We start from the raw sequence: 25096 nt of genomic DNA, 5'->3' as shown, positions 1-25096 counted from the left end.
GAGCTTAACTTAGTTGGGTGTCGAAAATGACAATCATAGAGTTTGTCATAGTACCACTTGGAGAGCTTAGTCTGAGCAAGTACGTTGCTGAAGTAGTAAAGCTTTTAGAGAAGAAGGGTGTAAAGTATCAACTGACACCTATGGGCACTATAATTGAAGTTCCTACAGTTTCAGAGGGTCTTAAAATAATTGAGGAAGCTCATGAGCTCATGTTCAAGCTTGGAGCAAAAAGGGTTTCAACAACAATCCGGATTGATGACAGAAGAGATAAAAAGGTTAAGATGGAAGACAAAGTGAAGTCTGTATTAGAGAAAGCCCGGGAGGGTTAAAAAATTAGGGTCTTGGTTTTGGCAATTGATAGAGACGACGATTTCGGTGTTAAAGCTGGAGTAAAGGGCCCGGTTATTGGGCGGGAAGCATGTATAGACGCTGCTCTCAAGCTCAGCTTAGCTGATCCTGAGGACAGCGATGCCAACGTTGTTTATGCTGCTGTTAAGCTCTACGATGAGCTTAAAGGGAGCGGTGAATTCGAGGACGTTGAAGTTGCTCTTATCACTGGCCACCATAATGTTGGTGTAAAGAGTGATTTAGAATTAAGCAAACAGCTTGATGAAGTTTTAAAGGTTTTTCCAGCTGATGGAGTTATTCCCGTCACAGATGGAGCCGAAGATGAGCAGATTTTCCCAATTATAACTTCAAAAGTCCCGATAATAAGTTCTCGTAGAATTGTTGTTAAGCAGAGTGAGAGCATTGAGACTACTTATTATATAATATACAAGTACTTGAAGGAAATTTTGAGCGACCCAGAGGTTGCTAAAGTTTTTCCGGGCATCCCAGGTTTGATACTCCTTCTCTATGGGGCAGCTAGGCTAATCTCGGTTAAGTACCCTCAAAGCGCTCAAATTGTTTCGGCAACAGTTACTGGGACAATTCTCTTCATAGTTGGTTCCTACTTCTTCATGAAGGGATTTAGAATACATATTTCCTTAAAAGAAACCATAACAAAAGGCTTCATTGAGTTCATATCAGTTATAGCAGGCTTGCTTATAATGATTGCTGGTGCCATAAATGCATACCTCAATCTGGAGTACATAGCAATAGAGAAGCTCGGTGGCTTGCCAGGAACTCAGCTGATTGCTGTTCTGCTTTATCTGAACATACTAAAAACTCCATTTGTCATTGGGTTAGGTGTGATGGTGTTGGGAAAGATTCTGCAAGCATATCTGAGGAAGGACTCTCACATCTGGTACTACATTACAGGTCTGCTTTTACTCCCAGCTCTCTGGATTACCATTGACTTGACGACTCTTTATGCAATGTCCACGATATCACCGTATCTGCTGCAGTTCTTCAGAAAAGTTGTGATTGCGATAGCTGATGTTATTATTGGAACCTTAATTGGTATCTATCTTAGAGAGAAAGTTAAAGGATGGGAGAAAATTGAAATTGGAAAGAGCCCTGAAGGAGTATGAAAAAAAGAAACGGAAAACTGAAGAAGAGCAAAAGAAGCTCAAAGAGGAATATACGTCTAAATTTTTGAAAAAGAGGTATGAGATCTTGAAAAATCTTGAAAAACTTGAACAGAAGGAAATTCCAAGGAAAATTGATGGAAGAATTAGGAAAGTTGTAGAGGGGGAGAGGAAGAGTTATGTTGAAACGCTGAGGAGAACGCTTGAGAGAATTGAAAGTGTTGATGAACTAGGCAGATTTCTTCCCGAGCTTTCTAAGCTGCATGTATCTCATGGGAAATATTTACTCCTAGTTTTTGAGAAAGAAATCTATGCAATAAACAAGCTCTTAAAGGAAGTTTCTGAAGATTACGCGGAGTACATTAAGAGAGCAGCTGAAATCAGCATTGAACCAATTGAAATAGATTCTATTTTGAGCAATATTGAAATCACTAAAAAGCAACTTGAAACTGAAGAAGAAGGATTAAAGTCACTGAAAGCTGAGTTAGAAAAGAAGGAGAGAGAGCTTAAATCTAAAACAGCTGAGCTGGAGAGAGAACTTGAAGAAATTGAATCTGAGATTAAAATTCTCAAATCCTCAATTGCAAAAGATGAGATTGAAATCCGTTCGAAGATTTCAAAGCTTCAGAAACCAATAAAGAGAATGCGTACGGGTGAAAAAACAGCTAATGAAATTCTAAAGGACAGTTCGTATGGAATCGAACATCCAGAAGAGTTCCTAAGCTTCTTGATTAAAATTAGAGGACGGCTAGAAGGAAAATATAAGCAAACTGCAGATTGGATTATTGAGAATTTGGAGTCTAAATCTAAGGAAATTCAGGAGAGAAAGAAAAAGTTAGAGGGACTTGAGAATAAGAGAGAGGAAATTCTTCAAGAAAAGAAAGAAATTGAGGATGAAATTGAAAGGATTAAAAAGCGCATTCTTGAGAAAGAAGCGAGAATTAAGAAGTTAAAGGAGAAGTTGCTTGAGCTTGAGAAGGAACTGAACGAATCGCTCTCAAAACTCGAGAAAATTCTAAACACAAGCATAGATAGACCATAAATTTATAATTAGGGAAGCCTAATTTTCTATTGGTGGTGAGGGATGAAGATTAGGATAGATAGATTAAGGTTTGGAACAGCTGGGATTCCGCTCTCAACACCAAAACCCTCAACTATCACTGGAATTCAGCGAGTTAGGGAGCTTGGCTTAGATGCAATGGAGCTTGAGTTTGTGAGAGGGGTAAATATCTCCCCTGAAATGGCAAAGAAGATAAAGTATGTTGCTCAGAAGCACGATGTCCTTTTAACGGCTCATGCTCCCTACTACATAAACCTCAACGCTGCAGAGAAAAGCAAGGTTGAGGCAAGCAAGAAGAGGATTATTCAGAGTGCTGAACGTTTGCATGAGGCTGGTGGCTGGAGCGTTGTGTTTCATGCTGGCTATTATCTAAAACAGCCTCCAGAGACTGTGTATGAGAAGGTTAAAAATGAAATTAAGGACATTGTCAAGCAGCTCCAAGACAAGGGAATAGAGATTTGGATAAGACCAGAACTCACTGGAAAGCCAACCCAGTTTGGTGAGCTCAGGGAGCTGATAAAGCTGAGCCAAGATGTGGAGATGGTATTGCCGGCTATAGACTTTGCACACGCACATGCAAGACACAAAGGAAAACTTAACACAACAGAAGAGTGGCGGGAAATGCTTGCTCTGATTGAACAAGAACTTGGAAGAGAGGCTTTAGACAACATGCACATCCACATAAGCGGAATTCACTATACAGAGAAGGGCGAAAAGCATCATTTGAACCTTCAGGAGAGTGACTTGAGGTGGGAGGATTTGCTTAAAGTACTAAAAGAGTTCAAAGTGAAGGGTGTTGTTATAAGTGAAAGTCCCAATATTGAGGGGGATGCAATTTTGATGAAGAAAAAATATGAGCAGATAAGAGTTTGAGGCTTCTTCTTTTATATCATACTCTCAAAAAATGAAAAAACGTGGTTACCCCTCGAGATTGATAACTTCAAAGGAATTGTTGGCCAAATCTATTATAAAAAGCTTGTTCTTTAATAGCATACCGCACCCAGTTATGATTTTTATAACTTCAGCTGCTTCAATTGTCCCTACAATTCCTGCTACTGGTCCAAACAGTGGGGATTTTTCATTTTTCTCGGCTGGAGGATTTGGGAATATTTCCCTTAAACTTTCAGTTTCTTCGGGGATTATTGTTGTAATCTGCCCATAAAAGCCACTGACAGCCGCATGAACTAAAGGAATAGAATTTTCTTCAATATAATCATCTAAGAGGTAACTAGTCTCGAAATTGTCAACACAATCCACTACTACATCTACTCCTTTCAAAACTTCGTTTATATTCTCTTTTGTTAATCTTCCGACAAATATCTCTATTTTTATCCCAGAATTGAATCTTTGAAGCTTCCATTTGGCTGAAATTACTTTAGGCACCGTATCCACGTCTTCTTCCCAGTGGAGTATCTGCCGGTCTAAATTGCTGGCATCGGGTCTATCCCCATAGCAGCTAAGTAATAAGCTACAGGAGAACCTAATCCTCCAATGCCTACTATTGCTACTTTAGAATTTTTGAGCTTCTCTAAGTTTTAGCTCCAATTACTTCGATCTCTCGCTTATATCTCTCACTATTAATCAATTTTCTCACCTTCAGAAGCAGAGACAGCATCAATCAATATCGCTAGTTTCAAAATTGAAGCACTTGATGTAATCTCTGCCAATGTTTATATTTAATCTTAATCTCATTTCAAGGAATACCAAATAAGAAGAAATTAAATTTACGTAGTCTCCCTTTACGATTAGTCTCCCTATGAAATAATGGGATGTCTTTGTATATAAGGGTTTGTAGAAATCAATCAAGCTTGAACACTAGCTTTAAAATTCTGTTTGTGAATTCTGAAAGCTCTTTTCTTTTCTCCATTGCATAGAGGACTGTTATAAGCACTGCAGCAGAGATTGCGTAGAGTATGAAGTTCACTTTTCTAATCTCCCGTACTTTTTCATGATTTCAATTAGCTTATCATGGGGGAGGGCATAGCGTATATGGTTATCTCTTCCAGTCATTGTCTTTGCTTGGAGCAGAGAGTTGATTATCGCTTCCTCCGTTGCTTCAGCAGCAGCTTTGAATAATCTGTTAAGCCTTGCATCAGGGAGCATTTTTATTTCAAACTCCTCTCTTTGATAGTGCTTTATCCTTTGAGCTGTTGAAAATGCCAGGGCTATGTCACCGCTTCCATGATAGGCATAGCCTCCAGTCCTTGCTAAACCAACCACTGCTCTCTTGGCTAATCTGTAGAGCTGTCTCGCTGTCAGCGGAGCATCTGTTGCGAGGATCATTATGATGCTCCCTTTGCTCGGCTTCCCTCTTCCCGGGTAATCTCTAAGCTCCCAGCCGACAGGAACTCCAGCAATTGTTAAATCTTCTCTCTTTCCAAAATTGTTCAAAACCAAAGCACCTACCGTGTATTTCTTGCCTTCGATCTCAACGACTCTTGAAGAAGAACCTATTCCACCCTTAAATTCAAAGGAGCTCATCCCTGTTCCTGCTCCAACTGAACCTTCCTCAAAGTCCTCGCTTGCATTTTTTATTGCCTCAAATACGTGCTCTTTTTTCACATGCTTTCCTCTGAGGTCGTTCAAATAGGAATCGTTGCACTCTAAAACGACGGGATTAACTGAACCAGTTGTAACCCCTATATCTTCATTCTGCTCAAGCATGTAATCAGTTAGAGCATCGGCAACAGTATAAACGCTTAAAGTATTTGTCAAAGCTATGGGAGTTTCAATTGTGCCGAGTTCTCTAATTTGAGTTAATCCTACGGGCTTTGCATAGCCATTCATTACAAAGACATTCGCCAAGAGCTTTTCTTTGAAGATGTTCCCCTCATGTGGCAGAATAACAGTGACTCCTGTTCTAACTGGGCCTTTTCCAGGGATGAGCTTTCCCTCTCCTTTAATTAGGGTTACATGGCCAACTTTAATGCCTTTAACATCAGCGATTGAGTTTCTTTTTCCATGCTCGTAAAATCCAATTTTAATTCCCAAGTCTGGAGCTTTCATTGTAAACACCTAATTGTATCAAGCATTGATGAATTAAAAACTCTTTCACAAAAATGGATAAATACTCCAAAGCGAACTATTTTTGGTGATTTAAATGAGTGAAAGCTGGAAGAAAAAGCTTGGTTTGGTTCACGTATACACGGGTAATGGGAAGGGAAAAACTACTGCTGCTTTAGGTTTGGCTTTGAGGATGCTTGGTAATGGTGGTAAAGTGATCATAATTCAATTCATGAAGGCTCCGAAGGTTTATGGGGAGTACTTCATGGCTGAAAAGTGTGGTTATGTGATAGAATCCTACGGTCTGCCAAAGTTTGTTCATGGAAAACCAGAGGAGGATGATATTCAGGCAGTAAAGAGAGCTCTGGAAAGGGCTAGGGAGGTTGTTAAAAGCGGTGAGTGGGATTTGGTGGTTTTGGATGAAATATGCGTTGCTCTTGGCTTTGGAATGCTTGATGTTGAGGAAGTCAAGGAGTTGATAAAAAGCAAGGCTCCAAATACTGAGCTTGTTTTAACGGGTCGCTACTGTCCAGAAGAGCTCTTTGAGCTAGCAGACTATGTGACTGAGATGAGGGAAATAAAACACCCATATCAAAAAGGAATTACAGCTAGAAAGGGTGTTGAGTATTGATTCCAACCGAAAACTTTTTAGTTACAAAAGTGCAATATACCACTGGAAAATTTTAGTTACTAATTCTTAGTAAAAGGGGGTGATGCAAATGAGCGATGTCGAGGAGAGAATAAACCAGATTATACAAGTTCTTAAGGAACAAGTTGTTCAGGACACAATCGTTCCAAGAAATATTAGAAGGGCCGCTGAGGAGGCAATTGAGCACTTGATGGATAGAAGTAAAGAGCCCGCTGTTAGGGCAGCCGATGCCATTGCAATTCTTGAGGAGATTAGTGAAGATCCAAACATGCCTCTCCACACAAGGACCATAATTTGGGAAGTTTTAGGTGCTCTAGAGCAGATTCAGTGAATTTTGTTTTTTACGCTCACCTTTTGCTCTCTCCTCTAGTCAAATACCACAGCTTTGCACTTTCTTCAACGAGCTCCGCCTTGTAGAACGCTTCCCTTAGGCTTTTTCCCACTGTAACAATTCCGTGTCTCTCCATTAAAACGGCATCATACTTTTTGATGTATTTTGCAACTTCCCTTGCGAGTTCTTCACTCCCTGCTGGCTTAAACTCTGCAATTGGGATTTTCTTGAGGTAGATTTCTGCTTCTGGGGTTATTATCGGTAGTTCTCCCTTCAAAATGGTTGAGGCAACAATGGAGTATGGGGGGTGAAGATGAGCTATTGCCCTGATATCTTCTCTTTCGCGGTAAATAAACAAGTGAAGCCTCCATTCTGATGAAGGCTTAACAGCTGAGATTTGCTTTCCATTCAAGTCAATAACTGCCACTTGCTGCTCTGTCATGGTGTCCATAACAGCCCCAGTAGCTTTTATGAAGATTTTTCCATTAAAGAGGATGCTCAGATTTCCGCCAAAAGCTGCAGTTAGCCCTCTTTCATGCGCTAAGCGTGAATACTTGACGAGGATAGATTTTATGAGCTGGCTCATTGCTTCTCCTCCTTAACTTTAATTCCAAATCCACAAGAATCGCAGTAAGCTTCATTTCTCCTCCATGCCAATCCCTCAGCACCGCATATTGGGCAGATGTCAAGTTTTCCGCTCTCCTCCCATCTTTGATATGTCCTGCTGTCAATAATCAGAAACACTCCATCTTTTTCTTCCTCAAAATGCCCAAGAACAGGATAGCTCTTTAGCTCAAAGCTCTTATCATCAATAATTACTGGCTCAAGCCCGATATTACCCTCAAATTCAAGTTCATTTGCTGGAATGATTTCAATAACATAAGCTTCAAGTTTTCTGTCATGGTAAGCTATTATCTCAAGGGCATCGCTTAACTCTCCGCTTGATGAGATTATGTCAACGATTATATGTTCTTTTGCTGGGAAAGTTAATGTTAGAACGAATTTTCCCCTGTGGAGAACTAATCCTTCATCTAAACAAATCTCCTCAAGGTTGTTCTCTATCAAGAACTTTCTCACATCATCTCCTGTGGGGAGCTTTTTGTTTTCAATTATAAACTCGCCCATCCATTTTGCTAACGGCATTGCCAGCATCAGCGGTTCATAAACTTTCATACACACCACCATTTGGAGTTTTGCTTTGGAGTTTTTAATCTCTGCGTTACCAAAAAGCACTTAAATTCTTTAGGTAAATCTAATTTAGGTGAGTTCAGTGGAGATTAGCAAAAGGGAGGAGGAATATCTCGAGGCAATGTATCTGCTTTATAAGAAAAAGGGTGTAATTAGGGTTAAGGATATTGCCAAAAAGCTTAGGGTAAGGCCTCCAAGTGTCGTTGATGCTCTTAAAAAGCTCAGTGAGAAAGGCTTGGTGGAGTATGAGAAGTATGATAGAATTTTGCTAACTGAAAAAGGAAGAGAAATTGCAGAAAAGACTTATTCTAAGCATTTGCTGCTGACAGAGTTTTTTATAAACATCCTCGGCATTCCTCCAGAGATAGCTGAAGAGGATGCCTGTCAATTCGAGCACTATGTCCACGAGATTACAGCAGAGAGAATCAGAGAATTTGCAAAGTACATTCAAGAGCAGTGTCCTTATGTAATCAAGCAGTTCATAAAGGAGCATATAGAAAAGGAAGAAAAATCAAAGGACACCTCCAAGATAGAGGAAGTAAAGGACAAACACACCAGCTAAGATGTATAGTAGTGGGTGCACTTCTTTGTATCTTCCGCTTAATGTTTTTATGATTGCATAGCTTATGAAACCCATGCCTATTCCATCTGCTATTGAGTATGTGAATGGGATTGTAACGAGAACCAGGAATGCTGGAATCGCTTCTGTTGGGTCGCTGAAGTCAACTCCTTTAATGGCGCTCAGCATGTAGTAGCCGACTATAATTAAAGCAGGCGCTGTTGCGTAGGCTGGAATAACACTTGCTATTGGTGAAATGAAGAGACCCACAACTAAGAACAGTGCTCCAGTGACTAGAGCTGTCATTCCTGTTCTTCCGCCCTCTTCTATACCCGCTGCACTTTCAATGTATGTTGTGACTGTTGATGTTCCCAAGACAGCACCAACTGTTGTTCCTATTGCATCTGTTAGCAAAACCTTCTCAGCATCTGGGACTTTTCCATCCTTTGTCAGGAAGCCAGCTTTCGCACTTAATCCAGTAATTGTGCCCAATGTATCGAAGAAGTCCACCATGAAGAATGCAAAGACAACACCAATAGCTCCAACACTTAAGAGACCTTTCAAATCCATTTGGAGGAATGTGTGGCTGAGTGTTGGCATTGCAAATAACTTATCAGGAGCCGGTGTGATTCCGAGAGCAATTCCAATTACTGTTGTTGTAAGGATTGAGATTAGCAAAGCCCCTTTGATGCCTCTTGAGATGAGGACTGCTGCCAAAAAGAGGCCGAACAAAGCTAACCAGAACTCTGGCTTTGCAACGTTCTGAGCGCCGAAAGTTATCAATGTAGCGGGACTATCAACAACAAAACCAGCCTCTTGCATTCCGATGATTGTTAGGAACAGACCAATTCCAGCACCAATTGCGTATTTCTGTGAGAGTGGAATTGCGTGTATAATAGCGCTTCTCACTTTTGTAAGGGTTAGTGCAATGAATATTAAACCCTCCACAAAAACGGCAGCCAAAGCCACTTGCCATGAGTAACCCATTCCTTTTACGACACCATATGTAAAGTAAGCATTGAGTCCCATTCCCGGAGCTAATGCAAATGGCTTCTTTGCGTATAGACCCATGAGGATAGTTGCTAGACCAGCTGAAAGGGCTGTTGCTGTGACTAATGAAGGAATTGCGTCTTTACCAATAGCATCGCTTAAGATCGCTGGGTTAACGAAGAGGATGTAGGCCATGGTCATGAAGGTTGTTATTCCAGCTAAAATCTCTGTTCTGAGGTCAGTGTTGTGGTGAGCGAAATCAAAGTACTCTTCAAACCAGTTTTTGTTCCTCTTCACTCCAATCTCTACATCTCTAACAGCGTCCATCCAAATCACCTTGAGCTATTAATTTGCATCAATTTGTTGAAAATCGGCAAAATATTTAAAGTTTTTCAACAAAAAAATGTCAAACAATGAAGCAGAGGAATAATGTGTAAATGATAGAGCAGTGATAGAAAGATATTGAGTACGGGAATCAGAGGAGAGCAAATGATTTTACTTGCACACCAACTCTTTTTGGAATATTTTCAACTCTAAAGGGTAGCTCATCTAAAAAGCGCTCAGCTATTATCTCTTTTCCTTCAATGGAAAGCCTCAATCTTATCCTTCCGGGCAATAGTTCATAGTTAACAATTTCAGCGAAATCTCCTTCAGTTATGTAAACACTCTCAGGTCTGAAGAATACCCTTACTTTTCCTTCTCTGCCAACATTGAAGCACAGCTTTCCGAGACAAGCTTTTCCGTTTTCAGCTTCAAGCTCAAGAATATTTGACAATCCTAAAAACTTTGCAACGAACTCTGTTTTTGGATTATAATAGAGTTCCAGTGGCTTTCCCACTTGTTCAATTCTTCCATCGTTCATCACTGCGATTCTGTCGCTTATTGCCATCGCTTCTTCTTGATCATGAGTAACGTAAATCGTTGTTATGCTCAGCTCCTTTTGAATGCGCTTTATTTCCCCTCTTAAGCGCTCCCTAATCTTTGCATCGAGATTGCTCAATGGTTCATCTAAAAGCAGAACTTCTGGCTCAATTACCAAAGCTCTCGCAAGTGCGACTCTCTGCTGTTGTCCTCCGCTGAGTTGCTCTGGATAGCGGTTCTCAAATCCTTCCAAGCCGACCAACTTTAGGGCCCAGCGGACTTTTTTCTCTATCTCTTCTCTTGGGAGCTTTCTGAGCTCTAAACCAAAAGCAATGTTCTTAAAAACAGTCATGTGTGGGAAGAGTGCATAGTCTTGGAAAACTATCCCGATATTCCTCTCATATGGTGGAATTTCATTCATGACTTTGCTGTTAAATAGAACTTCGCCTCTGTCTGGCTTTTCAAAACCGGCTATTATTCTAAGAGTCGTTGTCTTTCCACATCCAGAAGGACCGAGAAGCGTCAGAAATTCTCCTTCCTTAGCTTTTAAGCCTTTTATTTCAAGCCTGAAATCTCCAAGTATCTTGAGGATTTCTCTAAGCTCAACGCTCACCATATCTCCTCACCAATCCTCTCAATTATCATAAAGCTCACTGCTGAGACAATCATCAAAATGACAGATAGAGCAGATGCACTTCCCCACTGTCTTGCACTCAAGAATCTATAGACTGCTATAGTTATTGTCGTGTATTCAGGTTGATAAAGCATGTATGTTGCTCCCAGCTCCGCTATGCTGATTGCAAAAGCAAAAATTGCACCGACAATAATTCCTCCCAAAGCCAAAGGCAACTCAACTTTAAGAAAAGCTTGCCACTCTTTTGCTCCTAAGCTCAATGCTGCTTCTTTTAGATTTGGCTTTATCTTTTTCAGCACGGCCGAGATTGCTCTTAAAACGAAAGGATAAGCTATGATTGTGTGGGCAAAAACAATGATGTACCAAGTGCCAAGAAGCTCAAGCGGGGGCTTGTGGAAGGTTCTTATGTAACCCAAACCAAGAGTTATGGCCGAAGAGCCGAGGGGTAGCATTACCAGAGCCTCAAAGACATTTTTGCCTTTAAACTGCCATCTATGTAAGGCATAGGCTATGATTAAAGCGATTGTTGTCGAGAGCAAAACAGCTGAAAACCCGAAAAGGAGCGAGTTTTTGATTGCAATTAGAGTGTTAGCTCCAAAGATTGGGTTGTATTTTGCACTGAATACTCTCCTATACCACTCAAGGCTGAATTTGCCTTGGAAAATTAGGGAGTCATAAAGGACTGCTAGGAGGGGTGAGATTATGAAGATGAATACAACCAGGGAGTAAATTCCAATTAATAAACCTTTTAAGCTCGCCAGTTCTCTTAACGTCAGCTTTTGAGGTTTTCTAAAAATTCGCTGCTCCTCAGCTTTCGCATACATGTCGAGGCTTTTAATGTAGATGTACATGAATGCAAAGCTTAGGGTGATTTGAATTATAGCCAAGGCAGAGCCGACTTTGAAATCCAGCAGAGTCATGATTGAGGTAAAGATGTCGACTTCAATTGTGGCGTACTTGTAACCTCCTAAAATCAGTGGAATAGAGAAACTCAGGAAGCAGAAGATAAAGGTAAGCATTGAGGATGCGAAGATTCCGGGCAAAAGCATTGGCAAAGTAACTTTTCTAAAAAGCGTGAATCTCTTAGCTCCAAGGCTCATTGCGACTTCTTCATAATGGGGATTTATGCGTTGCCAAAGGGAGGAGACCATTCGGACTACGACGGGAAAGTTGTAGAAGGCATGAGCTATTAAAATGGCTTTCCAAGAGTAGAGGATTTCCAAATCCCTTCCAATGAGCTGTGTAAAGAAGCCCTGCTTTCCAAAGAGTAGGATAAAACCAAGAGCGACCATTATGCTTGGCATCACGAAGGGAACAGTGAGAATTGCCTTTACAAAACTCTTTCCTGGAAAGTCATATTTTGCAAAGATGTAAGCTCCAGGCAGACCCAAAGCTAAAGTGAGCAAAGTTGAGGCTAAAGCTTGTTCAATGGTAAAAAGGATTATTCTTCGGTGATAGCTGTTTGAGAGAACAGCTTTGAGGTATTTGAGTGTGAATCCATTGTCCCAGAGCCCTTCATGGATTATGCTGATGAGGGGGAGGTAGAAAAAGAGGATTAGGAATGTTATCGGGATTATCAGGATGAGCTTTGTTCTCATGCTCAAAAATTGGTTTTGCTCTTTTATAAACTTTGATTAGCACAAAGCGTTTAACCTACAAAGCCCAAAATTTTTCGGTGGTGTTATGTTCGAAAAAGGTTACGTTGATGAAAATTATGTTAGGGTTTCAAAGGATGAGCTTTTCTCGTTTGTCGTGAAGGTTCTCACGAAGCTTGGAGTACCTAAAGAAGATGCAGAAATAGTTGCTGACAATTTAATCATGGCTGATTTGAGGGGAATTGAGAGTCATGGCGTTCAGAGGCTCAAGCGCTACGTTGATGGAATTCTCAGCGGAGGAATAAATCTGAAGCCAAACATTAGAATTGTCAGAGAAGGAGTTTCTTATGCGTTGATTGATGGGGATGAGGGATTAGGACAAGTTGTTGGCTATAAGGCAATGAAGCTGGCAATTGAAAAGGCCAAAAAGAGTGGCATTGGAGTTGTGGCAGTGAGGAATAGTAATCATTATGGTATTGCTGGATATTATGCTTTGATGGCTGCTGAGGAGGGGATGATTGGGATTAGCATGACAAATTCCCGCCCATTAGTCGCTCCGACTGGTGGGATTGAGAGATTTTTGGGAACGAATCCAATTGCTTTAGCCGCTCCAACCAAGGATAAACCGTTTTTGCTTGATATGGCTACTAGTGTTGTCCCAATTGGGAAGCTTGAGGTTTACCGCAGAAAGGGAAAGCCGATTCCAGAAGGCTGGGCGATTGATAGCGAAGGTAATATAACCACAGATGTGGAGAAGGTTTTCAATGGTGGTGCTTTACTGCCTTTGGGGGGCTTTGGGGAGCTTTTTGGTGGGCATAAGGGTTATGGGCTTAGCGTAATGGTTGACATTTTGGCCGGAATTCTAAGCGGTGGAACTTGGAGCAAGCACGTGAAGAACACGAGTGAAAAGCACAGTGAGGTTGACCACTTCTTCATGGCGATTAACATTGAAGCTTTTGTTCCTCTTGAGGAGTTTAGGGAGAAGATGAGCAAGATGATTGAAGAACTGAAAAGTTCGAGGAAGCATAAGGATTTTGACAGGATTTGGATTCATGGCGAAAAAGGCTTTCTCACGATGGAGACCCGCTTAAAGATTGGCATCCCAATTTACAAGAAAGTTCTGGAAGAGCTGAATCAGATAGCTGAAATGGTCGGAGTAGAAAAATTAAAGGTAAAAGGATAATCAGAGCAAGGCTACCAAATATGGAGCCGCAACTAGAACCATGAATAAAACACCTATTGAAACACCGTTCCTTGCAAAGGTTGCTGAAATTAATCCCACAAGTATTGAACCAAAGATTCCAGCAATTCCGGCCTCCATGTATGATAGAACTAAGACTATTGCCAAAAATGTGCTATATAAAGCCTCAGCTGGTATCTTTTTGAATACAAAGCGAGTTAGTGGCTTTGAATACTTTATCAAGATTACATAAGTTAACAGTGCTGCCAATAGTGTAACATAGGCTATTACCAGCATTATTGTGGGGGTTGAGTACCTTTGTAGGAGCACATCCCTTGGACTTAGTCCATTGAAGGCATCGAGCTTTGCAAAGAATGGTGCCGCTGGACCAGCGGACATTGGTCCAGTTGGGACTCCAATTGCTATTAGTGGAATGAGTGTTCCTCCTATGTAAGTGGCGTTCTTTATTGCATCTCTAACTGCATATGCCCTTAAAGAGCCTTTAAGCTCGTCTTTTTCTGCCTCTTTTATGAGGTCTCCAAAGAGGATTGTTAATCCAACTGGACTCATGAAGGCTGAGAGGATGCTGCTTATTCCAGCGAAAATTGAAGATAATGTAACTTCAAGCTTGTCCAAATGATGGAGTGGATTTAGGGTTATTTTGCCGGTTTTTACAAGCTTTATTCTTGCATAGTTATCGCGCTTTAAGTGGTGATTGTGTGGAGAAATTAATGTGAGAAGCTCATAGAGTATTGGACCAATTGTGATTGCTAAAAATATGCTTATGAAGACTGGCTTTCCATAAACTGCTCTAATTCCTTGAACAAGCATTGCAAATGGAAATATTGCAAGTAATGCTAAGATTTTTGCTTTTGACATTACGGCAAGCACAATTATTCCAGCAACTATTATATAAACCCATCCTGGCCAGTTTAAGGGTCCCATTTGTGTTTTAAGCAAATCTCCCAACGGTGTTAAGTAGAATGATAGGGGTAGAGCAATTACTATAGCAACGACTGTTCCAATCACGCTTGCTGTTATACCTTTTCTCAAGATTATCTCAGAATAACCGTATTTCCTTGCAACTAATGCATCTGGAACTTGTGGGACTGCCATAACTCCACCTGGAATTGCCGCTAAGGCTGTAGGAACGGCATCTGCAGCTTTAAATGCAACTATCGTCCCCATGAACCAAGCTAAAACCAATAATGGATCAAAACCTGCCGCAAGAAGAGCCAAAGTTATTGGTGCTATGGTTGCGGTTTCGTCAGTTCCGGGGATCATGCCAATTATGATGTACATGAGAACTGAGAGAACTGTTAAGAATGTGGCTTGGAGCAGTAAGATGCCAATATCCATTTTACTCCTCCTCCACTATCCGTTTTGGTTCAATTATTGCGCTGGAGATTATGAAACCCACAAAAGCTCCCAAGGCGCTTAAAGTTACTCTCAAAGCCTTCAAGAGGTCTTCCTTGCCGAGTGCTTTTACTATGGTTGGAGCGGCAAAGTACATAAGAAATGTCGCTATGGTAGTTATTAGAAATGCCTTAAGGAAATCCTTTGAGGCTATAACTTCCCCAAAAATTTCATAGAGCTGATCATTTGGCATAGCACCACCCTAAAGAAATAGTCTATTTTGTATTTAATCTTTACGTTGATTGGAACTAAATGTATAGACAATTGCCGATATAATAGTACATTTTGTAAAGTCAGTTCTGCCAATTTATGGATAGACCTGGGAATTGTATAGGAAATATTAAAGACCTAAAGGATGCACTGTTACATGTGGAGGGATTAGTATGACCGATAATGAGCAAAGAAGAAAGCTTAAAGAAAAAGCCTTGGCTTTTCACAAAAATAACTTTCCGGGAAATGGCAAAATTGAGGTAATTCCAAAGGTCTCTCTCAAAGATAGACACGACTTAAGCTTAGCCTATACACCTGGAGTTGCTGAGCCGTGCAAGGAGATATCCAGAAATCCAGACGATGTTTACGAGTATACAAGCAAAGGTAACCTTGTGGCAATTGTAAGTGATGGGAGTAGGATTTTGGGCTTGGGAAACATTGGGCCTCTTGCGGGCTTGCCAGTAATGGAAGGAAAAGCACTACTCTTCAAACACTTTGGCGGTGTTGATGCGTTTCCAATAATGGTTAATGAACAAGACCCAAACAAGTTCATCGAGATCGTCAAGGCAATAGCACCAACCTTTGGCGGCATAAACCTTGAGGATATAGCCTCACCAAAGTGCTTTTATATCCTCGAACGCTTAAGGCAAGAATTAGACATTCCTGTTTTTCATGACGACCAGCAAGGAACAGCTGCTGTTGTCTTGGCTGGGATTTTGAATGCCCTAAAAGTAGTCGGGAAAAAGCTTGATGAAATTACAATAGCCTTATTTGGCGCTGGCGCTGCTGGCTTTGCAACTTTAAGAATCCTAACAAAAGCCGGAGTAAAGCCGGGGAATGTTAGAGTAGTAGAACTCGTTAATGGCAAGCCAACCGTTTTAACAAGTGATATGGATTTAGAAAAACTGTTCCCCTATAGGGGCTGGCTTTTGAGCAAAACGAATGCTGAGGGAATTACTGGGGGTCCAGAGGAAGCTGTAAAAGGTGCTGATGTTCTGATTTCCTTCACGAAGCCCGGCCCAGGAGTCATAAAGCCCGAATGGATTGCAAAAATGAACGATGATGCCATTGTATTCCCATTGGCTAATCCAGTTCCTGAAATACTCCCTGATGAGGCTAAAAAAGCCGGAGCTAAAATAGTTGCAACTGGTAGGAGCGATTATCCAAACCAGATTAACAACGTTCTTGGCTTTCCAGGGATTTTTAGAGGAGCTTTGGATGTTAGGGCAAAGACGATAACTGATACAATGATAATTGAGGCAGCTAAGGCAATAGCAAGCATTGTAGAAGAACCGAGTGAGGATTACATAATCCCCTCTCCTCTGAATTCAGAAGTTTATCCAAAGGAAGCTAGAGCTGTGGCAGAGCAGGCTATGAAAGAAGGAGTTGCAAGGAGGAAAGTTAGCGGGGAATGGGTAGAGGAACATACAAGAAAGCTTAGAGAGTTTTATGAGAATATCATTGCTCCGATAAATGAGGAAAGAAAGAAGTGGAAATATTAATAATTGTCGAAAATTTCATGAACATTTGCAGAAAAATTTAAATATTCTTTTTCTTCTAACTTTTCTTCATGGAGTCAGAGAAGATATATCAAATAGGGTTTAAATCAAAGGTTTTCGATAAAATTGAAGATAGAATTAGCAAACGTGAATTAGTTAGAAAGCTTTGGCATATTTCTCCTGGCATTTTAGGAGCGCCGATAATACTTTTCACGCCAAAATATGTTACTCTCTTTGTTGTTTGGTTCTGGGCAGTGATTTACACGCTTCAGCACCTTAAGCTGAGAAGAGGATGGAAGATCAAAGTTCCAGTCGCTGAAATCTCTTATAGACAGATGGCGAGAGAAGATGAGCTCAAGGGGAATCACTACATGGGGAGCTTTCTCTTTTGGGTGACTATGGGAATGATATGCACGGTTTTCCCAAAGCTTATAGCTTTAGCAGCTCTTTGGGTTTCCACGTTTGGTGACTGCTTCAACGCTATTGTTGGGCAGGCAATTGGTGGAGTTAGAATCCCATGGAACAAGAATAAAACAGTAATCGGCAGCTTAACGATGCTTGTTGTGTCGATCTTTGCATTGATAGCTGCTCACAAGGCGCTTGGGATTTCCTATGAGCTTGGACATTTAACATTCGTTGCTTCAGTTGCTGCGTTCATGGAGAGTTTACCCATTTACTCCGCTTGGGACGAGTTCACGGTTCCAATGAGCACTGCTGTCTTGCTGTGGCTGTTCTATGGTGGTGAATTGCTGAGTGTGGTGTGGTGATAGGTTTCGTTCACCTTAAACATTCTTTGAATATAATGAATAGTGGATTTGGAAATTAATTCCAAGAGTTGGTACATAATGGCTAGTTGTTTGATTCTGTATATCTGATGTAGCATCATATTTTAGTAGAATTGTAAAACAGTGTGTCATTTAACTAAGAGAAGAGGCAAAAATTGGGGGTGCGTTATGTTACAATTTGGCTTAAACTCAATGTAAAAAAAGCGTAAATTGAATGCATAGAAATATTTTACTTGTTTACCGATAAGTATTTAAGTTTTACATATGTATAAGTTATGAAGAACCCCTGTGGGGGTGCTATCTGTGTCCAAAAGAAGGCAACTCTTTGTATATCTGTTAATTGGGATTTTAGCGACTGCAATAGTTTCTGGATGTATCTCCCAAAAAGAGACAACAACACCTACCACAACTCAAGCCCAAAAAGAAGTTCTTGAAATTTACCACTGGTGGACTGCTGGTGGTGAAAAAGAGGCTTTTGATGCTATTGCTAAGAAATTCCAAGAGAAGTATCCCAACATTGAGATAAAAGCAAATCCTGTGAGTGGTGGAGCTGGAGTTAATATGAAAATGATTCTCCAGTCTTTAATGCTCGCTGGAAAGCCTCCTGACACATTCCAGGTTCACGCGGGTTATGAGATGGCGAGATACATTAAAGCTGACCAGCTTTCTCCAATTGATGACATCTGGACAGATGACATGAAGAAGAACTATCCAGATGTGATTGAGCAGATGGTAATCTTCAACAACCACTATTATGCTGTTCCTATCAACGTTCACAGGGCAAATGTCATCTGGTACAACAAAAAGATATTTGAGAAGTATGGAATTGACCCTGCAAGCATAAAGACCATTGACGATCTCTTTGCTGTTGCCGAGAAACTCAAAGAGAACGGTGTCACACCATTTGCACTCGGTGACAGAAACAAGTGGCCAGCGACTCAGGTCTTTGAAGTCATGCTTGTTGCTGTGGGAGGAATTGATTACTATCAGAAGTTCATAAACGGCGAGATAAGTGATAACGATCCAACCCTCAAGAAGGTTCTTGAGTATTTTGTAAAGTATGTTGAGTATTCAAATCCAGACCATGCAGCAAAAACATGGGATGAAGCATGTGCAATGGTTTACAAGGGAGAAGCTGCCATGACTCTCATGGGTGATTGGGCAAACGGTTACTTCAAAGCAAAGGGCTGGAAGCCAAACGTTGACTATGGTGCAATTCCAATACCAGCTGGAGTTTATGACCTTGTTATAGACACATTTGTTCTGCCAGCAAAAGCTGCTCATCCTGATGCTGCTAAGAAGTGGCTTAGCTTTATAGGAACTGTTGAAGCTCAGAACACGTTCAACCCAATAAAGGGATCAATACCACCAAGGATGGATGCTCCTGCCGATCCATATGATCCAATTCAGAAGTCCTTCATGGAGGAGCTTAAGTCACCAAGTACAAAGATGATCCCAAGTATCGCTCACGGAAGTGCAGTCCCAGAGGCATTTGCAGCTGATCTTAATGATATAATCTCCGAACTTGCAACAAGCAAAGATGTGAACAAAGCAATGACAGAAATCATTAATGCTATGAAGAAAGATCTAATTCCAAACAAGATAAAAGAGTGGAAGCTCAGTTGATCGGGGGGAGAATAATGCGAAAATCCCCCGATCTTCCTTACATTCTTTTATTTTTGGGACCTGCACTAATTCTTGTTGGAATTTTTGTGTATGTCGCTGTTTTGTGGAATATCTACATCTCTCTCACAGATTGGAGGGGACTACTTCCCTCTTATCGCTTCGTTGGTCTTCTCCAATACAAACAACTCTTTCACGATCCAGTTTTTTGGACTTCTCTGAAAAATAACATCCTACTATTGCTTCTCTTTGTGCCGGGTTCAATTTTAATGGGTCTTCTCCTTGCGATCATGCTGGATAGAAAGATTAAATTTGAGGGAGGGTTTAGGACAATTTATACCCTTCCATTTGCTCTGTCATTTGTAGTTACTGCAACTCTATGGGCATGGATGTATGACCCATCTAGTGGCGTGTTGAACACTCTTTTTGAAAAGCTACATTTGGAATTTTTGGAAAGCAGATGGATAACGGACCCTAACATTGCTATGTACTGCATAATAATAGCCTTGATCTGGCAGTTCTCGGGTTATACAATGATAATTTATTTGGCAGGAATAAGATCTATTCCGATAGATCACTATGAGGCCGCTGTAATAGATGGTGCAAGTACATGGCAGGTTTACAGATATGTTGTGATTCCTCAGCTAGTTAAGCCAACGCTTAGTGCTTTCGTAGTCCTCATGGTGTTCTCATTAAAAGCGTTCGACTTCATCTGGGTTCTCACTCGTGGAGGGCCTGGAACCTCGACATTTATCTTGGCTATTCAGATGTATAAAGAGACCTTTGCAAAGACGAACTTTGCATATGGGGCTGCAATAGCAACAATTCTCCTCTTAATGGCCCTCGCTGTTGTGTTGCCCTATTTGTACTGGAGTTACAGGGGTGAAAAAGAATGAAGGTAAAGATAACACCATTGAGGATTCTTATGTACATAATCCTAATCTTCCTTGCTTTTGGGTATCTTCTTCCAATTTGGAGTGCTATAACAACCTCAACAAAAACAGGGGAACAAGTTGCTTTAACCACTCCAATACAGCTTATTCTTCCTCCATATTTTGGAGCATATAAAATTGCCTTTGAAAATCTCAAGAGGCCTATTATAAACAGTTTAATCTTTACTACCCTTGCAACTATTTTTTCAACTGTGCTTGGATCTTTGGCTGGCTTTACATTAGCAAAGCTTATGAGGGGCAGCGTTTCAAAGAAGTTGTTGATTCTAATAACGTTTGGTGTGTTCTTACCATATCAGTCAATCTTAATACCATTAGTAAGGTTAATTTCGAGCCTTGGCCTCTACAATACAATTCCAGGCCTTGTTCTAACTCACACCGCATATGGAATCCCAATAACCACTTTGCTCTTCACAAACTATTACTATGAGATCCCAGATGAGCTCGTTGAGGCTGCAAAAGTTGATGGAGCAAGTGCTGCTGGAATTTACACAAAGATTATTCTACCTCTCTCAATGCCAGCATTTGTTGTTACTGCTATCTATCAGTTCACAAGCATTTGGAATGATTATCTCTTCGGAGTTGTACTTACAAGAGGAGAAGAAGCAATGCCAGCGACTGTTATGCTTGCAAACCTCAAGGGAAGCTTTGTTGCAAACTGGAACGTTCAAATGGCTGGAGCTTTGATAGTAGCTCTTCCAACGCTGATCATTATGATAGCTTTAGGTAAATACCTCATAAGGGGATACACGAGCGGTGCAATTAAGGGATGAGCTTCTTTAAATTCTAATTTTTGATTCTTTATATCTTTCGCTTTTCCTTTGACTATTATAGTCAGAAACTTAGTAAAATCTTCGACAAATAAAACAAAATTTGCTTGCTATGAATGGATGCGATGCTGTAATAATATAAATACAAGTTTTGACAACTTTATCTTGTCTTTTCTTTAAATCAGATTTATGGGGAGGTGATGCTATGAGTGGGGAAGCTTCTGAGTTGGGGGCTTTGTTAAAGATGATTGAGGATTTTGGTGGTAGTGCTTCTTGGCCAGTGCTTGTGAATAACTGCAGCAAGTATGGGATTCCTCTTCTCGATTTAAAGCCCTTGCTAGAGATTGCCAAAGAAAGAGGGCTCATAAAAGAAGAGGCGGGAATTTGTACTCTGGTTAAGGCTGTGAAGCACTGATTTTAAAATATATGGGGTGACTGGGATTATAATATTCTAGCAGGATTTTTTCGGAGAAGATATAAAAATATTGTATCGAGAAATCGAAGAAACTCTGCAGGGAGAAAGATGCATAACAGGAATATAAGATCCTCTTCGGAATCAAGATACTGAGAGGCTTAGAGGTGCCGTTTTATGATTCATTAAAGGAGTAAATTAGGTAAAATTAATTAAGATATCTCAGAATTTGATCTTAAACTCTTTGTACCATGCTTTTGGACTTCCTACCGCAGTATTTACTTCGTAACTTTCCACTACTCGGGAGCTCCTTAGAAATTTTTCAATATGGTACTTTAAACTCTCTAGGTTTCCTTCAAAGAACCTTAATAGAACATCATATTTTCCACCTATGTAAAGTGTTACCTCATATATTCTGGGATTTTTAATTGCGTTGCTTATGAATTCATTGACTTCTTCGATTTTTGTGCCCTGCTTGAACTTTACGAGTACATCGGCATAGCTAGCATTAGCAGCCTTTAGCAGGAGGAGAGCTATAATCTGAAGTATTCCTTCGTCTTGGAGCCTCTTTCTTCTCCGTCTTACAGTTGTGACTGAAACTCCAAGTTTTCTTGCAATTTCGCTGTCGCTCATCTTTCCGTTTTCCCTGAGAAGCATGTATATCCTTATGTCTGTTTCATCAAGTTTTCCTTTAAATATCTTTTTTAGTAGCTCGATTTCCCCAACTTTCCACCCTTCATTCATGTCTTAATCCCCCTTACACTTTTCACCACAGCAATGCTTAGAGCAGACATTCTTATTTCAGCTAATTTTCCCTAAAATGAAAGATTCAAGGGAGAGCAAATCTGTGCCTACTAGACTTCACCTTCTTTCTTTTCTTCTTTCAAAATCTTCTCGATGTCGAAGCCTTCTTCGTATTTCTTTAGTTTTCTTTCGAAGAATTCCATGAAGAGTTTGTATCTCTTTGCTCTGTGTCTTGGTGAGCCTCTTATGCTGTGCCCGTGCGCGCCTCTCTTGAAGATTGCGATGTAGGCCTCTTTTCCTAAGTCCTTGAGCACGTGGTAGAACATAACGCTCTGGTCAAGCGGACAGCGGTAGTCCTCGAGGCTGTGGATGATTAGTATTGGAGCCTTAACGTTTTGTGCATGAAAGAGTGGGCTGAGCTTTCTGTAGTTCTCGTTTTCGAGTGGGTTCTCTCCAATCACTTCCTTGTCGAACCATAAGCCTATATCTGAGAAGGCATAGCTTGTCAACCAGTAGCTTATGCCGTTCTCGCTAATTCCAGCTTTGAACAAGTCACTCTGTGTAAGTGCCCAGTTCGTCATAAAGCCTCCATAGCTTATTCCCGTTATCCCAACTCTTTCGCGATCGGCTTGGGGTTCAAGTTTAAAGAATTCCTCAATTCCATTCATTATATCCTGAAAGTCCTCTAATCCTGTCCTTTCGAGAACTCTCAAGGCAAAATCTTCATCGTAACCATTGCTTCCTCTTGGGTTGACAAAAACTATGTAGTAGCCTTTGTCAGCCATTAACTGCATTTCGTATTTGAAGTAATAGCCGTACATCCCCTTTGGACCGCCGTGAACGAAGACTATGACTGGAGCTTTTTCACCTTCTTTAATGTCAGGCTTGATGTACCATCCATCAAGCTCCAAATCAAGGGACTTAAAGCGGAAGTGCTTTATTGGTCTCGTTTTGAGCTTCGCTAAAATTGGGCCATTGTAATCAGTTATTTGTTTGAGCTTTCCATCCCAGAGGAACACTTCACTTGGTCTTGTGTCCGTTTCTTTCAGAATGGCTACTTTTCCATCGTCGCTTACATCAAATCCCATGACCCAAGCGTTTTCATCAACTATTGGGATTAGTTTGTCATTTTTAAGCTTGTAGAGGTTCACTCTTCCCTCTTTTGCCATTGTGAAGTATAAGTTTCCTTTAGCATCGAGCTTTCCATTCCAGTTGTTATAAATGAAGCGCTCTGTTAGCGGTTTGACTTCCTTGCCATCCCAAAGGTAGATGTAATCATGCTCACTGAGCTTTTCTTTCTTCGGCTTTCCAAGAAGAAGGAGGAATTCTCCGTTGGAATCAACTGCCCTAAACGAGACGTTTTCAAATATTTTTTCACTTTTGCCATCTTCGTAGATAAATATATCAAAGAGCTTGTAGGGGTTTTCCTCTTTAGGCACATTGTAAACAACTTTATCTCCATGCCAAACTGCAACATTGAAGTAGGGCAAGGCGAATGACTCTATTGTAATTGTATCAATTATCTCCTCGCTTTCAGTGTCAATGAGCTGGAGCATCGTTTTCTCGCCATCTAGAAAACCTTTCATATCAAACCAGACGGGAGTTTTGTCTTCAAAATATAGGTGCTCATCTCCACGTCTCTTGAAGCCGGTTATAAGGATTCTTCTACTGTCAGGCCCCCACTGAACATCCATTATACTCTCGTATTCTCCGATTTTCTTTCCGCTCATGCTTCTGAGGTCATAAAGCCAGAGTTCGGTTATCTTTTTTTCTTCATTTAGTCTTGCAATAGTCATTTTGTTCCCATCGGGAGAGAAACGGGGCATTGTGGCGTTTTCTATAAACTTTCTTTCCCCATTTTTGAGGCCTTCAATTATGATTGTGCTATCATATTTGTCTGTTTTTAAGTTTGCCTTCGTCATAACATATGCTACTTGCTTTCCATCTCTTGAAATCCTTACATCTCCTAAATAGGCAAACTTTGCAAAGGTTTTTTCATCCCATTCACTCATTTCTGAATACCTCCTTTCCTTTTCCAAAAACAATCTCAATTCTTGAGGTGGGGTTTATAGGATGGCCAGATGATACGACAATATCTGCATCCTTCCCCGGCTCTAGGCTTCCAACAAACTTATCAATTCCCAAGGCTTTTGCAGGGTTTATTGTTATCAATTTTAACGCTTCATCAAGCGATAAACCGTTCCTAGCAACTGCAGCTGCTAAGAGGCGTAGATGTTTCTCCGGAAGCACGGGATGATCTGTCATTATGGAAACATTGACCCCCTTTTTGAATAAGAGCACTGGAGCCTCATCACTCACATATCTGAAGAAAGATGCTATCCTAGCTATCATTGGGGGTCCATAAATTACTGGAACGTTCTCCTTGCTGAGCATGTCTACAACGAGTTGACTTCCAAAAGCATGGTCAATAGTTGCATTGAGGTTAAATTCTTTTATTATTCTTAAAACTGCGTATATTTCATCAGGAGATGTTGAAAGATGGATTTTTACCTGTATTTCTCTCTTTAGTGCTTTTGCCAGTAGATTTAACATTTCTTTTTCCTCGGTGTCTATATTTTCCTCTTTTATTTTTCCTTCCATAAAGTCTTGTGCACGCTTGAACCATATCCTCATAAATGCTACAGTCCCCATTCTCGTTGTTGGATAAGGGAGCTTGCTTTTGTATTCTCTGGGTCTCTTTGGTCCAAGAGCCATCTTCAAGAAAGCTTCTGGATTTATAACTTTTTCAAAGCCGTCTCCGTAGGTTTTTGCTATAAGACCAACTCCTCCCATGACATTCGCACTTCCAGGCCCAGTTGCAACAGTTGTAACTCCGCCGGCTATGGCATCGTTAAATGCTTCATCATATGGGTCAAACCCATCAATTGCTCTTAAATGGGGGGCGATAGGACTATAGAAATCATTTGCCTCTTGAAATTCCCACTCAAGACCATCAGGAATCATGCCAATGTGGCTGTGAGCATCTACAAAGCCAGGAGATATATATTTGCCTGATACATCGATCACTTCAGTGTCTTCTGGAATCTTAACTTTGCTTCTTTTGCCAACTGTTAAGATTTTTCCTGAGTGTTCATCAAAAAGAACAACTCCATCTTTGATAGGTGGGTGGGAAACTGGTAAAACAGTCCCGCCAACTAGGGCTTTCAT

The 25096-nt window shown here is 40.7% G+C and carries 26 protein-coding genes and 1 pseudogene; 14 read left to right on the top strand and 13 right to left on the bottom strand.

The genetic code is table 11. The features are described from left to right. Positions 1–26 precede the first annotated feature (26 nt). The 4 genes from E3E24_RS00755 to E3E24_RS00740 are packed head-to-tail and all read left to right on the top strand — an operon-like array spanning position 27 to position 3402. A complete protein-coding gene (locus E3E24_RS00755; protein WP_167886204.1) occupies positions 27–329 on the top strand; it encodes an MTH1187 family thiamine-binding protein in 303 nt (100 codons plus the stop codon). Positions 330–347: 18 nt separating this feature from the next. Continuing rightward, entirely contained in the window at positions 348–1472 is a 1125-nt protein-coding gene (locus tag E3E24_RS00750) for a DUF373 family protein (RefSeq protein WP_206204972.1), read from the top strand. Further along, positions 1441–2511, top strand: a complete 1071-nt coding sequence (locus E3E24_RS00745; RefSeq protein ID WP_167886203.1) for a hypothetical protein — start codon at positions 1441–1443, stop codon at positions 2509–2511. The genes E3E24_RS00750 and E3E24_RS00745 overlap by 32 nt, the downstream gene beginning before the upstream one ends. A 42-nt stretch (positions 2512–2553) precedes the next feature. After that, positions 2554–3402: a deoxyribonuclease IV gene (locus E3E24_RS00740; protein ID WP_167886202.1), complete on the top strand. Its 849-nt coding sequence runs from the start codon at positions 2554–2556 to the stop codon at positions 3400–3402. Positions 3403–3447: 45 nt separating this feature from the next. Here the strand turns inward: E3E24_RS00740 and E3E24_RS00735 are convergent. The 3 genes and pseudogenes from E3E24_RS00735 to E3E24_RS00730 all read right to left on the bottom strand — a co-directional run bounded on the left by E3E24_RS00735 (position 3448) and on the right by E3E24_RS00730 (position 5535). Continuing rightward, positions 3448–4144, bottom strand: a pseudogene (locus tag E3E24_RS00735) (ThiF family adenylyltransferase). Between the two features lie 183 nt (positions 4145–4327). Then, on the bottom strand, positions 4328–4453 hold the full coding sequence (locus E3E24_RS12945) for a hypothetical protein (RefSeq protein WP_255454040.1): 126 nt from the start codon (positions 4451–4453) through the stop codon (positions 4328–4330). Next, the gene (locus tag E3E24_RS00730) at positions 4450–5535 is read right to left on the bottom strand and encodes a P1 family peptidase (RefSeq protein ID WP_167886201.1); all 1086 of its coding nucleotides are present in this window, start codon (positions 5533–5535) and stop codon (positions 4450–4452) included. The genes E3E24_RS12945 and E3E24_RS00730 overlap by 4 nt, the downstream gene beginning before the upstream one ends. A gap of 94 nt (positions 5536–5629) precedes the next feature. On the opposite strand from E3E24_RS00730, the gene cobO reads away from it, so the two are divergent. Further along, positions 5630–6163: a cob(I)yrinic acid a,c-diamide adenosyltransferase gene (gene cobO, locus E3E24_RS00725; protein WP_167886200.1), complete on the top strand. Its 534-nt coding sequence runs from the start codon at positions 5630–5632 to the stop codon at positions 6161–6163. Positions 6164–6251: 88 nt separating this feature from the next. Further along, on the top strand, positions 6252–6512 hold the full coding sequence (locus tag E3E24_RS00720; RefSeq protein WP_013467885.1) for a UPF0147 family protein: 261 nt from the start codon (positions 6252–6254) through the stop codon (positions 6510–6512). A gap of 16 nt (positions 6513–6528) precedes the next feature. Here E3E24_RS00720 and E3E24_RS00715 read toward each other — a convergent pair whose 3' ends face one another. Then, positions 6529–7098: an aldolase gene (locus E3E24_RS00715; protein ID WP_167886199.1), complete on the bottom strand. Its 570-nt coding sequence runs from the start codon at positions 7096–7098 to the stop codon at positions 6529–6531. Beyond that, positions 7095–7685: a hypothetical protein gene (locus E3E24_RS00710; protein WP_167886198.1), complete on the bottom strand. Its 591-nt coding sequence runs from the start codon at positions 7683–7685 to the stop codon at positions 7095–7097. The genes E3E24_RS00715 and E3E24_RS00710 overlap by 4 nt, the downstream gene beginning before the upstream one ends. Positions 7686–7782: 97 nt before the next feature. Between E3E24_RS00710 and E3E24_RS00705 the strand changes: the two genes are divergently transcribed. Then, positions 7783–8262 (top strand): metal-dependent transcriptional regulator, encoded by a 480-nt coding sequence (locus E3E24_RS00705; RefSeq protein WP_167886197.1) that lies wholly within the window; start codon positions 7783–7785, stop codon positions 8260–8262. Here the strand turns inward: E3E24_RS00705 and E3E24_RS00700 are convergent. From E3E24_RS00700 to E3E24_RS00690, 3 genes are all read right to left on the bottom strand, one after another. After that, positions 8212–9576 (bottom strand): NCS2 family permease, encoded by a 1365-nt coding sequence (locus E3E24_RS00700; RefSeq protein WP_167886196.1) that lies wholly within the window; start codon positions 9574–9576, stop codon positions 8212–8214. The two genes, E3E24_RS00705 and E3E24_RS00700, sit on opposite strands and share 51 nt — an antisense overlap. A 148-nt stretch (positions 9577–9724) precedes the next feature. Beyond that, positions 9725–10726: an ABC transporter ATP-binding protein gene (locus tag E3E24_RS00695; protein WP_167886195.1), complete on the bottom strand. Its 1002-nt coding sequence runs from the start codon at positions 10724–10726 to the stop codon at positions 9725–9727. After that, positions 10720–12342, bottom strand: coding sequence for an iron ABC transporter permease (locus E3E24_RS00690; protein WP_167886194.1), 1623 nt, complete (start codon positions 12340–12342; stop codon positions 10720–10722). Before E3E24_RS00690 ends, E3E24_RS00695 begins: the two co-directional genes overlap by 7 nt. A gap of 85 nt (positions 12343–12427) precedes the next feature. Here E3E24_RS00690 and E3E24_RS00685 point away from each other — a divergent pair, with 85 nt between their 5' ends. Continuing rightward, entirely contained in the window at positions 12428–13522 is a 1095-nt protein-coding gene (locus tag E3E24_RS00685; RefSeq protein WP_167886193.1) for an Ldh family oxidoreductase, read from the top strand. On the opposite strand, the gene E3E24_RS00680 is transcribed toward E3E24_RS00685, so the two are convergent. Then, complete coding sequence (locus E3E24_RS00680) at positions 13523–14878, bottom strand: tripartite tricarboxylate transporter permease (protein WP_167886192.1); 1356 nt, start codon at positions 14876–14878, stop codon at positions 13523–13525. Position 14879: 1 nt separating this feature from the next. After that, on the bottom strand, positions 14880–15128 hold the full coding sequence (locus E3E24_RS00675) for a hypothetical protein (RefSeq protein ID WP_167886191.1): 249 nt from the start codon (positions 15126–15128) through the stop codon (positions 14880–14882). Positions 15129–15318: 190 nt separating this feature from the next. Between E3E24_RS00675 and E3E24_RS00670 the strand changes: the two genes are divergently transcribed. The 6 genes from E3E24_RS00670 (at position 15319) to E3E24_RS00645 (ending at position 21187) form a co-directional block, all read left to right on the top strand. Further along, positions 15319–16647 carry an NADP-dependent malic enzyme gene (locus E3E24_RS00670; RefSeq protein WP_167886190.1) on the top strand — a complete coding sequence of 443 codons (1329 nt, stop codon included), beginning with the start codon at positions 15319–15321 and terminating at the stop codon, positions 16645–16647. A gap of 68 nt (positions 16648–16715) precedes the next feature. Beyond that, complete coding sequence (locus tag E3E24_RS00665) at positions 16716–17411, top strand: diacylglycerol/polyprenol kinase family protein (RefSeq protein WP_167886189.1); 696 nt, start codon at positions 16716–16718, stop codon at positions 17409–17411. A 321-nt stretch (positions 17412–17732) separates the two neighbouring features. Beyond that, positions 17733–19055: an ABC transporter substrate-binding protein gene (locus E3E24_RS00660; protein WP_167886188.1), complete on the top strand. Its 1323-nt coding sequence runs from the start codon at positions 17733–17735 to the stop codon at positions 19053–19055. Positions 19056–19069: 14 nt separating this feature from the next. Further along, positions 19070–19948 carry a carbohydrate ABC transporter permease gene (locus E3E24_RS00655; protein WP_167886187.1) on the top strand — a complete coding sequence of 293 codons (879 nt, stop codon included), beginning with the start codon at positions 19070–19072 and terminating at the stop codon, positions 19946–19948. Further along, on the top strand, positions 19945–20775 hold the full coding sequence (locus tag E3E24_RS00650; RefSeq protein WP_167886186.1) for a carbohydrate ABC transporter permease: 831 nt from the start codon (positions 19945–19947) through the stop codon (positions 20773–20775). Before E3E24_RS00655 ends, E3E24_RS00650 begins: the two co-directional genes overlap by 4 nt. Before the next feature lie 202 nt (positions 20776–20977). Further along, on the top strand, positions 20978–21187 hold the full coding sequence (locus tag E3E24_RS00645) for a hypothetical protein (protein WP_167886185.1): 210 nt from the start codon (positions 20978–20980) through the stop codon (positions 21185–21187). Between the two features lie 219 nt (positions 21188–21406). On the opposite strand, the gene E3E24_RS00640 is transcribed toward E3E24_RS00645, so the two are convergent. The 3 genes from E3E24_RS00640 to E3E24_RS00630 all read right to left on the bottom strand — a co-directional run bounded on the left by E3E24_RS00640 (position 21407) and on the right by E3E24_RS00630 (position 25096). Next, entirely contained in the window at positions 21407–21928 is a 522-nt protein-coding gene (locus tag E3E24_RS00640; RefSeq protein WP_167886184.1) for an Lrp/AsnC family transcriptional regulator, read from the bottom strand. Between the two features lie 110 nt (positions 21929–22038). Next, positions 22039–23940: a S9 family peptidase gene (locus E3E24_RS00635; RefSeq protein ID WP_167915499.1), complete on the bottom strand. Its 1902-nt coding sequence runs from the start codon at positions 23938–23940 to the stop codon at positions 22039–22041. Further along, on the bottom strand, positions 23933–25096 hold the full coding sequence (locus tag E3E24_RS00630) for an amidohydrolase (RefSeq protein WP_167886182.1): 1164 nt from the start codon (positions 25094–25096) through the stop codon (positions 23933–23935). Before E3E24_RS00630 ends, E3E24_RS00635 begins: the two co-directional genes overlap by 8 nt.

It is taken from the genome of Thermococcus sp. LS2, assembly GCF_012027375.1.
Lineage (GTDB): Archaea > Methanobacteriota_B > Thermococci > Thermococcales > Thermococcaceae > Thermococcus_B.
Note: the sequence above shows the minus strand (reverse complement) of the source record. Positions and strands in the feature narration are given on the sequence as shown.

Excerpts from the sequence above, each read along its gene's own strand:
- E3E24_RS00755 (WP_167886204.1), top strand. The coding sequence starts at position 27 with ATGACAATCATAGAGTTTGTCATAGTACCACTTGGAGAGCTTAGTCTG.
- E3E24_RS00740 (WP_167886202.1), top strand. The coding sequence starts at position 2,554 with ATGAAGATTAGGATAGATAGATTAAGGTTTGGAACAGCTGGGATTCCG.
- E3E24_RS00730 (WP_167886201.1), bottom strand. The coding sequence starts at position 5,535 with ATGAAAGCTCCAGACTTGGGAATTAAAATTGGATTTTACGAGCATGGA.
- cobO (WP_167886200.1), top strand. The coding sequence starts at position 5,630 with ATGAGTGAAAGCTGGAAGAAAAAGCTTGGTTTGGTTCACGTATACACG.
- E3E24_RS00720 (WP_013467885.1), top strand. The coding sequence starts at position 6,252 with ATGAGCGATGTCGAGGAGAGAATAAACCAGATTATACAAGTTCTTAAG.
- E3E24_RS00715 (WP_167886199.1), bottom strand. The coding sequence starts at position 7,098 with ATGAGCCAGCTCATAAAATCTATCCTCGTCAAGTATTCACGCTTAGCG.
- E3E24_RS00710 (WP_167886198.1), bottom strand. The coding sequence starts at position 7,685 with ATGAAAGTTTATGAACCGCTGATGCTGGCAATGCCGTTAGCAAAATGG.
- E3E24_RS00700 (WP_167886196.1), bottom strand. The coding sequence starts at position 9,576 with ATGGACGCTGTTAGAGATGTAGAGATTGGAGTGAAGAGGAACAAAAAC.
- E3E24_RS00695 (WP_167886195.1), bottom strand. The coding sequence starts at position 10,726 with ATGGTGAGCGTTGAGCTTAGAGAAATCCTCAAGATACTTGGAGATTTC.
- E3E24_RS00690 (WP_167886194.1), bottom strand. The coding sequence starts at position 12,342 with ATGAGAACAAAGCTCATCCTGATAATCCCGATAACATTCCTAATCCTC.
- E3E24_RS00685 (WP_167886193.1), top strand. The coding sequence starts at position 12,428 with ATGTTCGAAAAAGGTTACGTTGATGAAAATTATGTTAGGGTTTCAAAG.
- E3E24_RS00680 (WP_167886192.1), bottom strand. The coding sequence starts at position 14,878 with ATGGATATTGGCATCTTACTGCTCCAAGCCACATTCTTAACAGTTCTC.
- E3E24_RS00675 (WP_167886191.1), bottom strand. The coding sequence starts at position 15,128 with ATGCCAAATGATCAGCTCTATGAAATTTTTGGGGAAGTTATAGCCTCA.
- E3E24_RS00670 (WP_167886190.1), top strand. The coding sequence starts at position 15,319 with ATGACCGATAATGAGCAAAGAAGAAAGCTTAAAGAAAAAGCCTTGGCT.
- E3E24_RS00665 (WP_167886189.1), top strand. The coding sequence starts at position 16,716 with ATGGAGTCAGAGAAGATATATCAAATAGGGTTTAAATCAAAGGTTTTC.
- E3E24_RS00655 (WP_167886187.1), top strand. The coding sequence starts at position 19,070 with ATGCGAAAATCCCCCGATCTTCCTTACATTCTTTTATTTTTGGGACCT.
- E3E24_RS00650 (WP_167886186.1), top strand. The coding sequence starts at position 19,945 with ATGAAGGTAAAGATAACACCATTGAGGATTCTTATGTACATAATCCTA.
- E3E24_RS00645 (WP_167886185.1), top strand. The coding sequence starts at position 20,978 with ATGAGTGGGGAAGCTTCTGAGTTGGGGGCTTTGTTAAAGATGATTGAG.
- E3E24_RS00640 (WP_167886184.1), bottom strand. The coding sequence starts at position 21,928 with ATGAATGAAGGGTGGAAAGTTGGGGAAATCGAGCTACTAAAAAAGATA.
- E3E24_RS00635 (WP_167915499.1), bottom strand. The coding sequence starts at position 23,940 with ATGAGTGAATGGGATGAAAAAACCTTTGCAAAGTTTGCCTATTTAGGA.
- E3E24_RS00630 (WP_167886182.1), bottom strand. The coding sequence starts at position 25,096 with ATGAAAGCCCTAGTTGGCGGGACTGTTTTACCAGTTTCCCACCCACCT.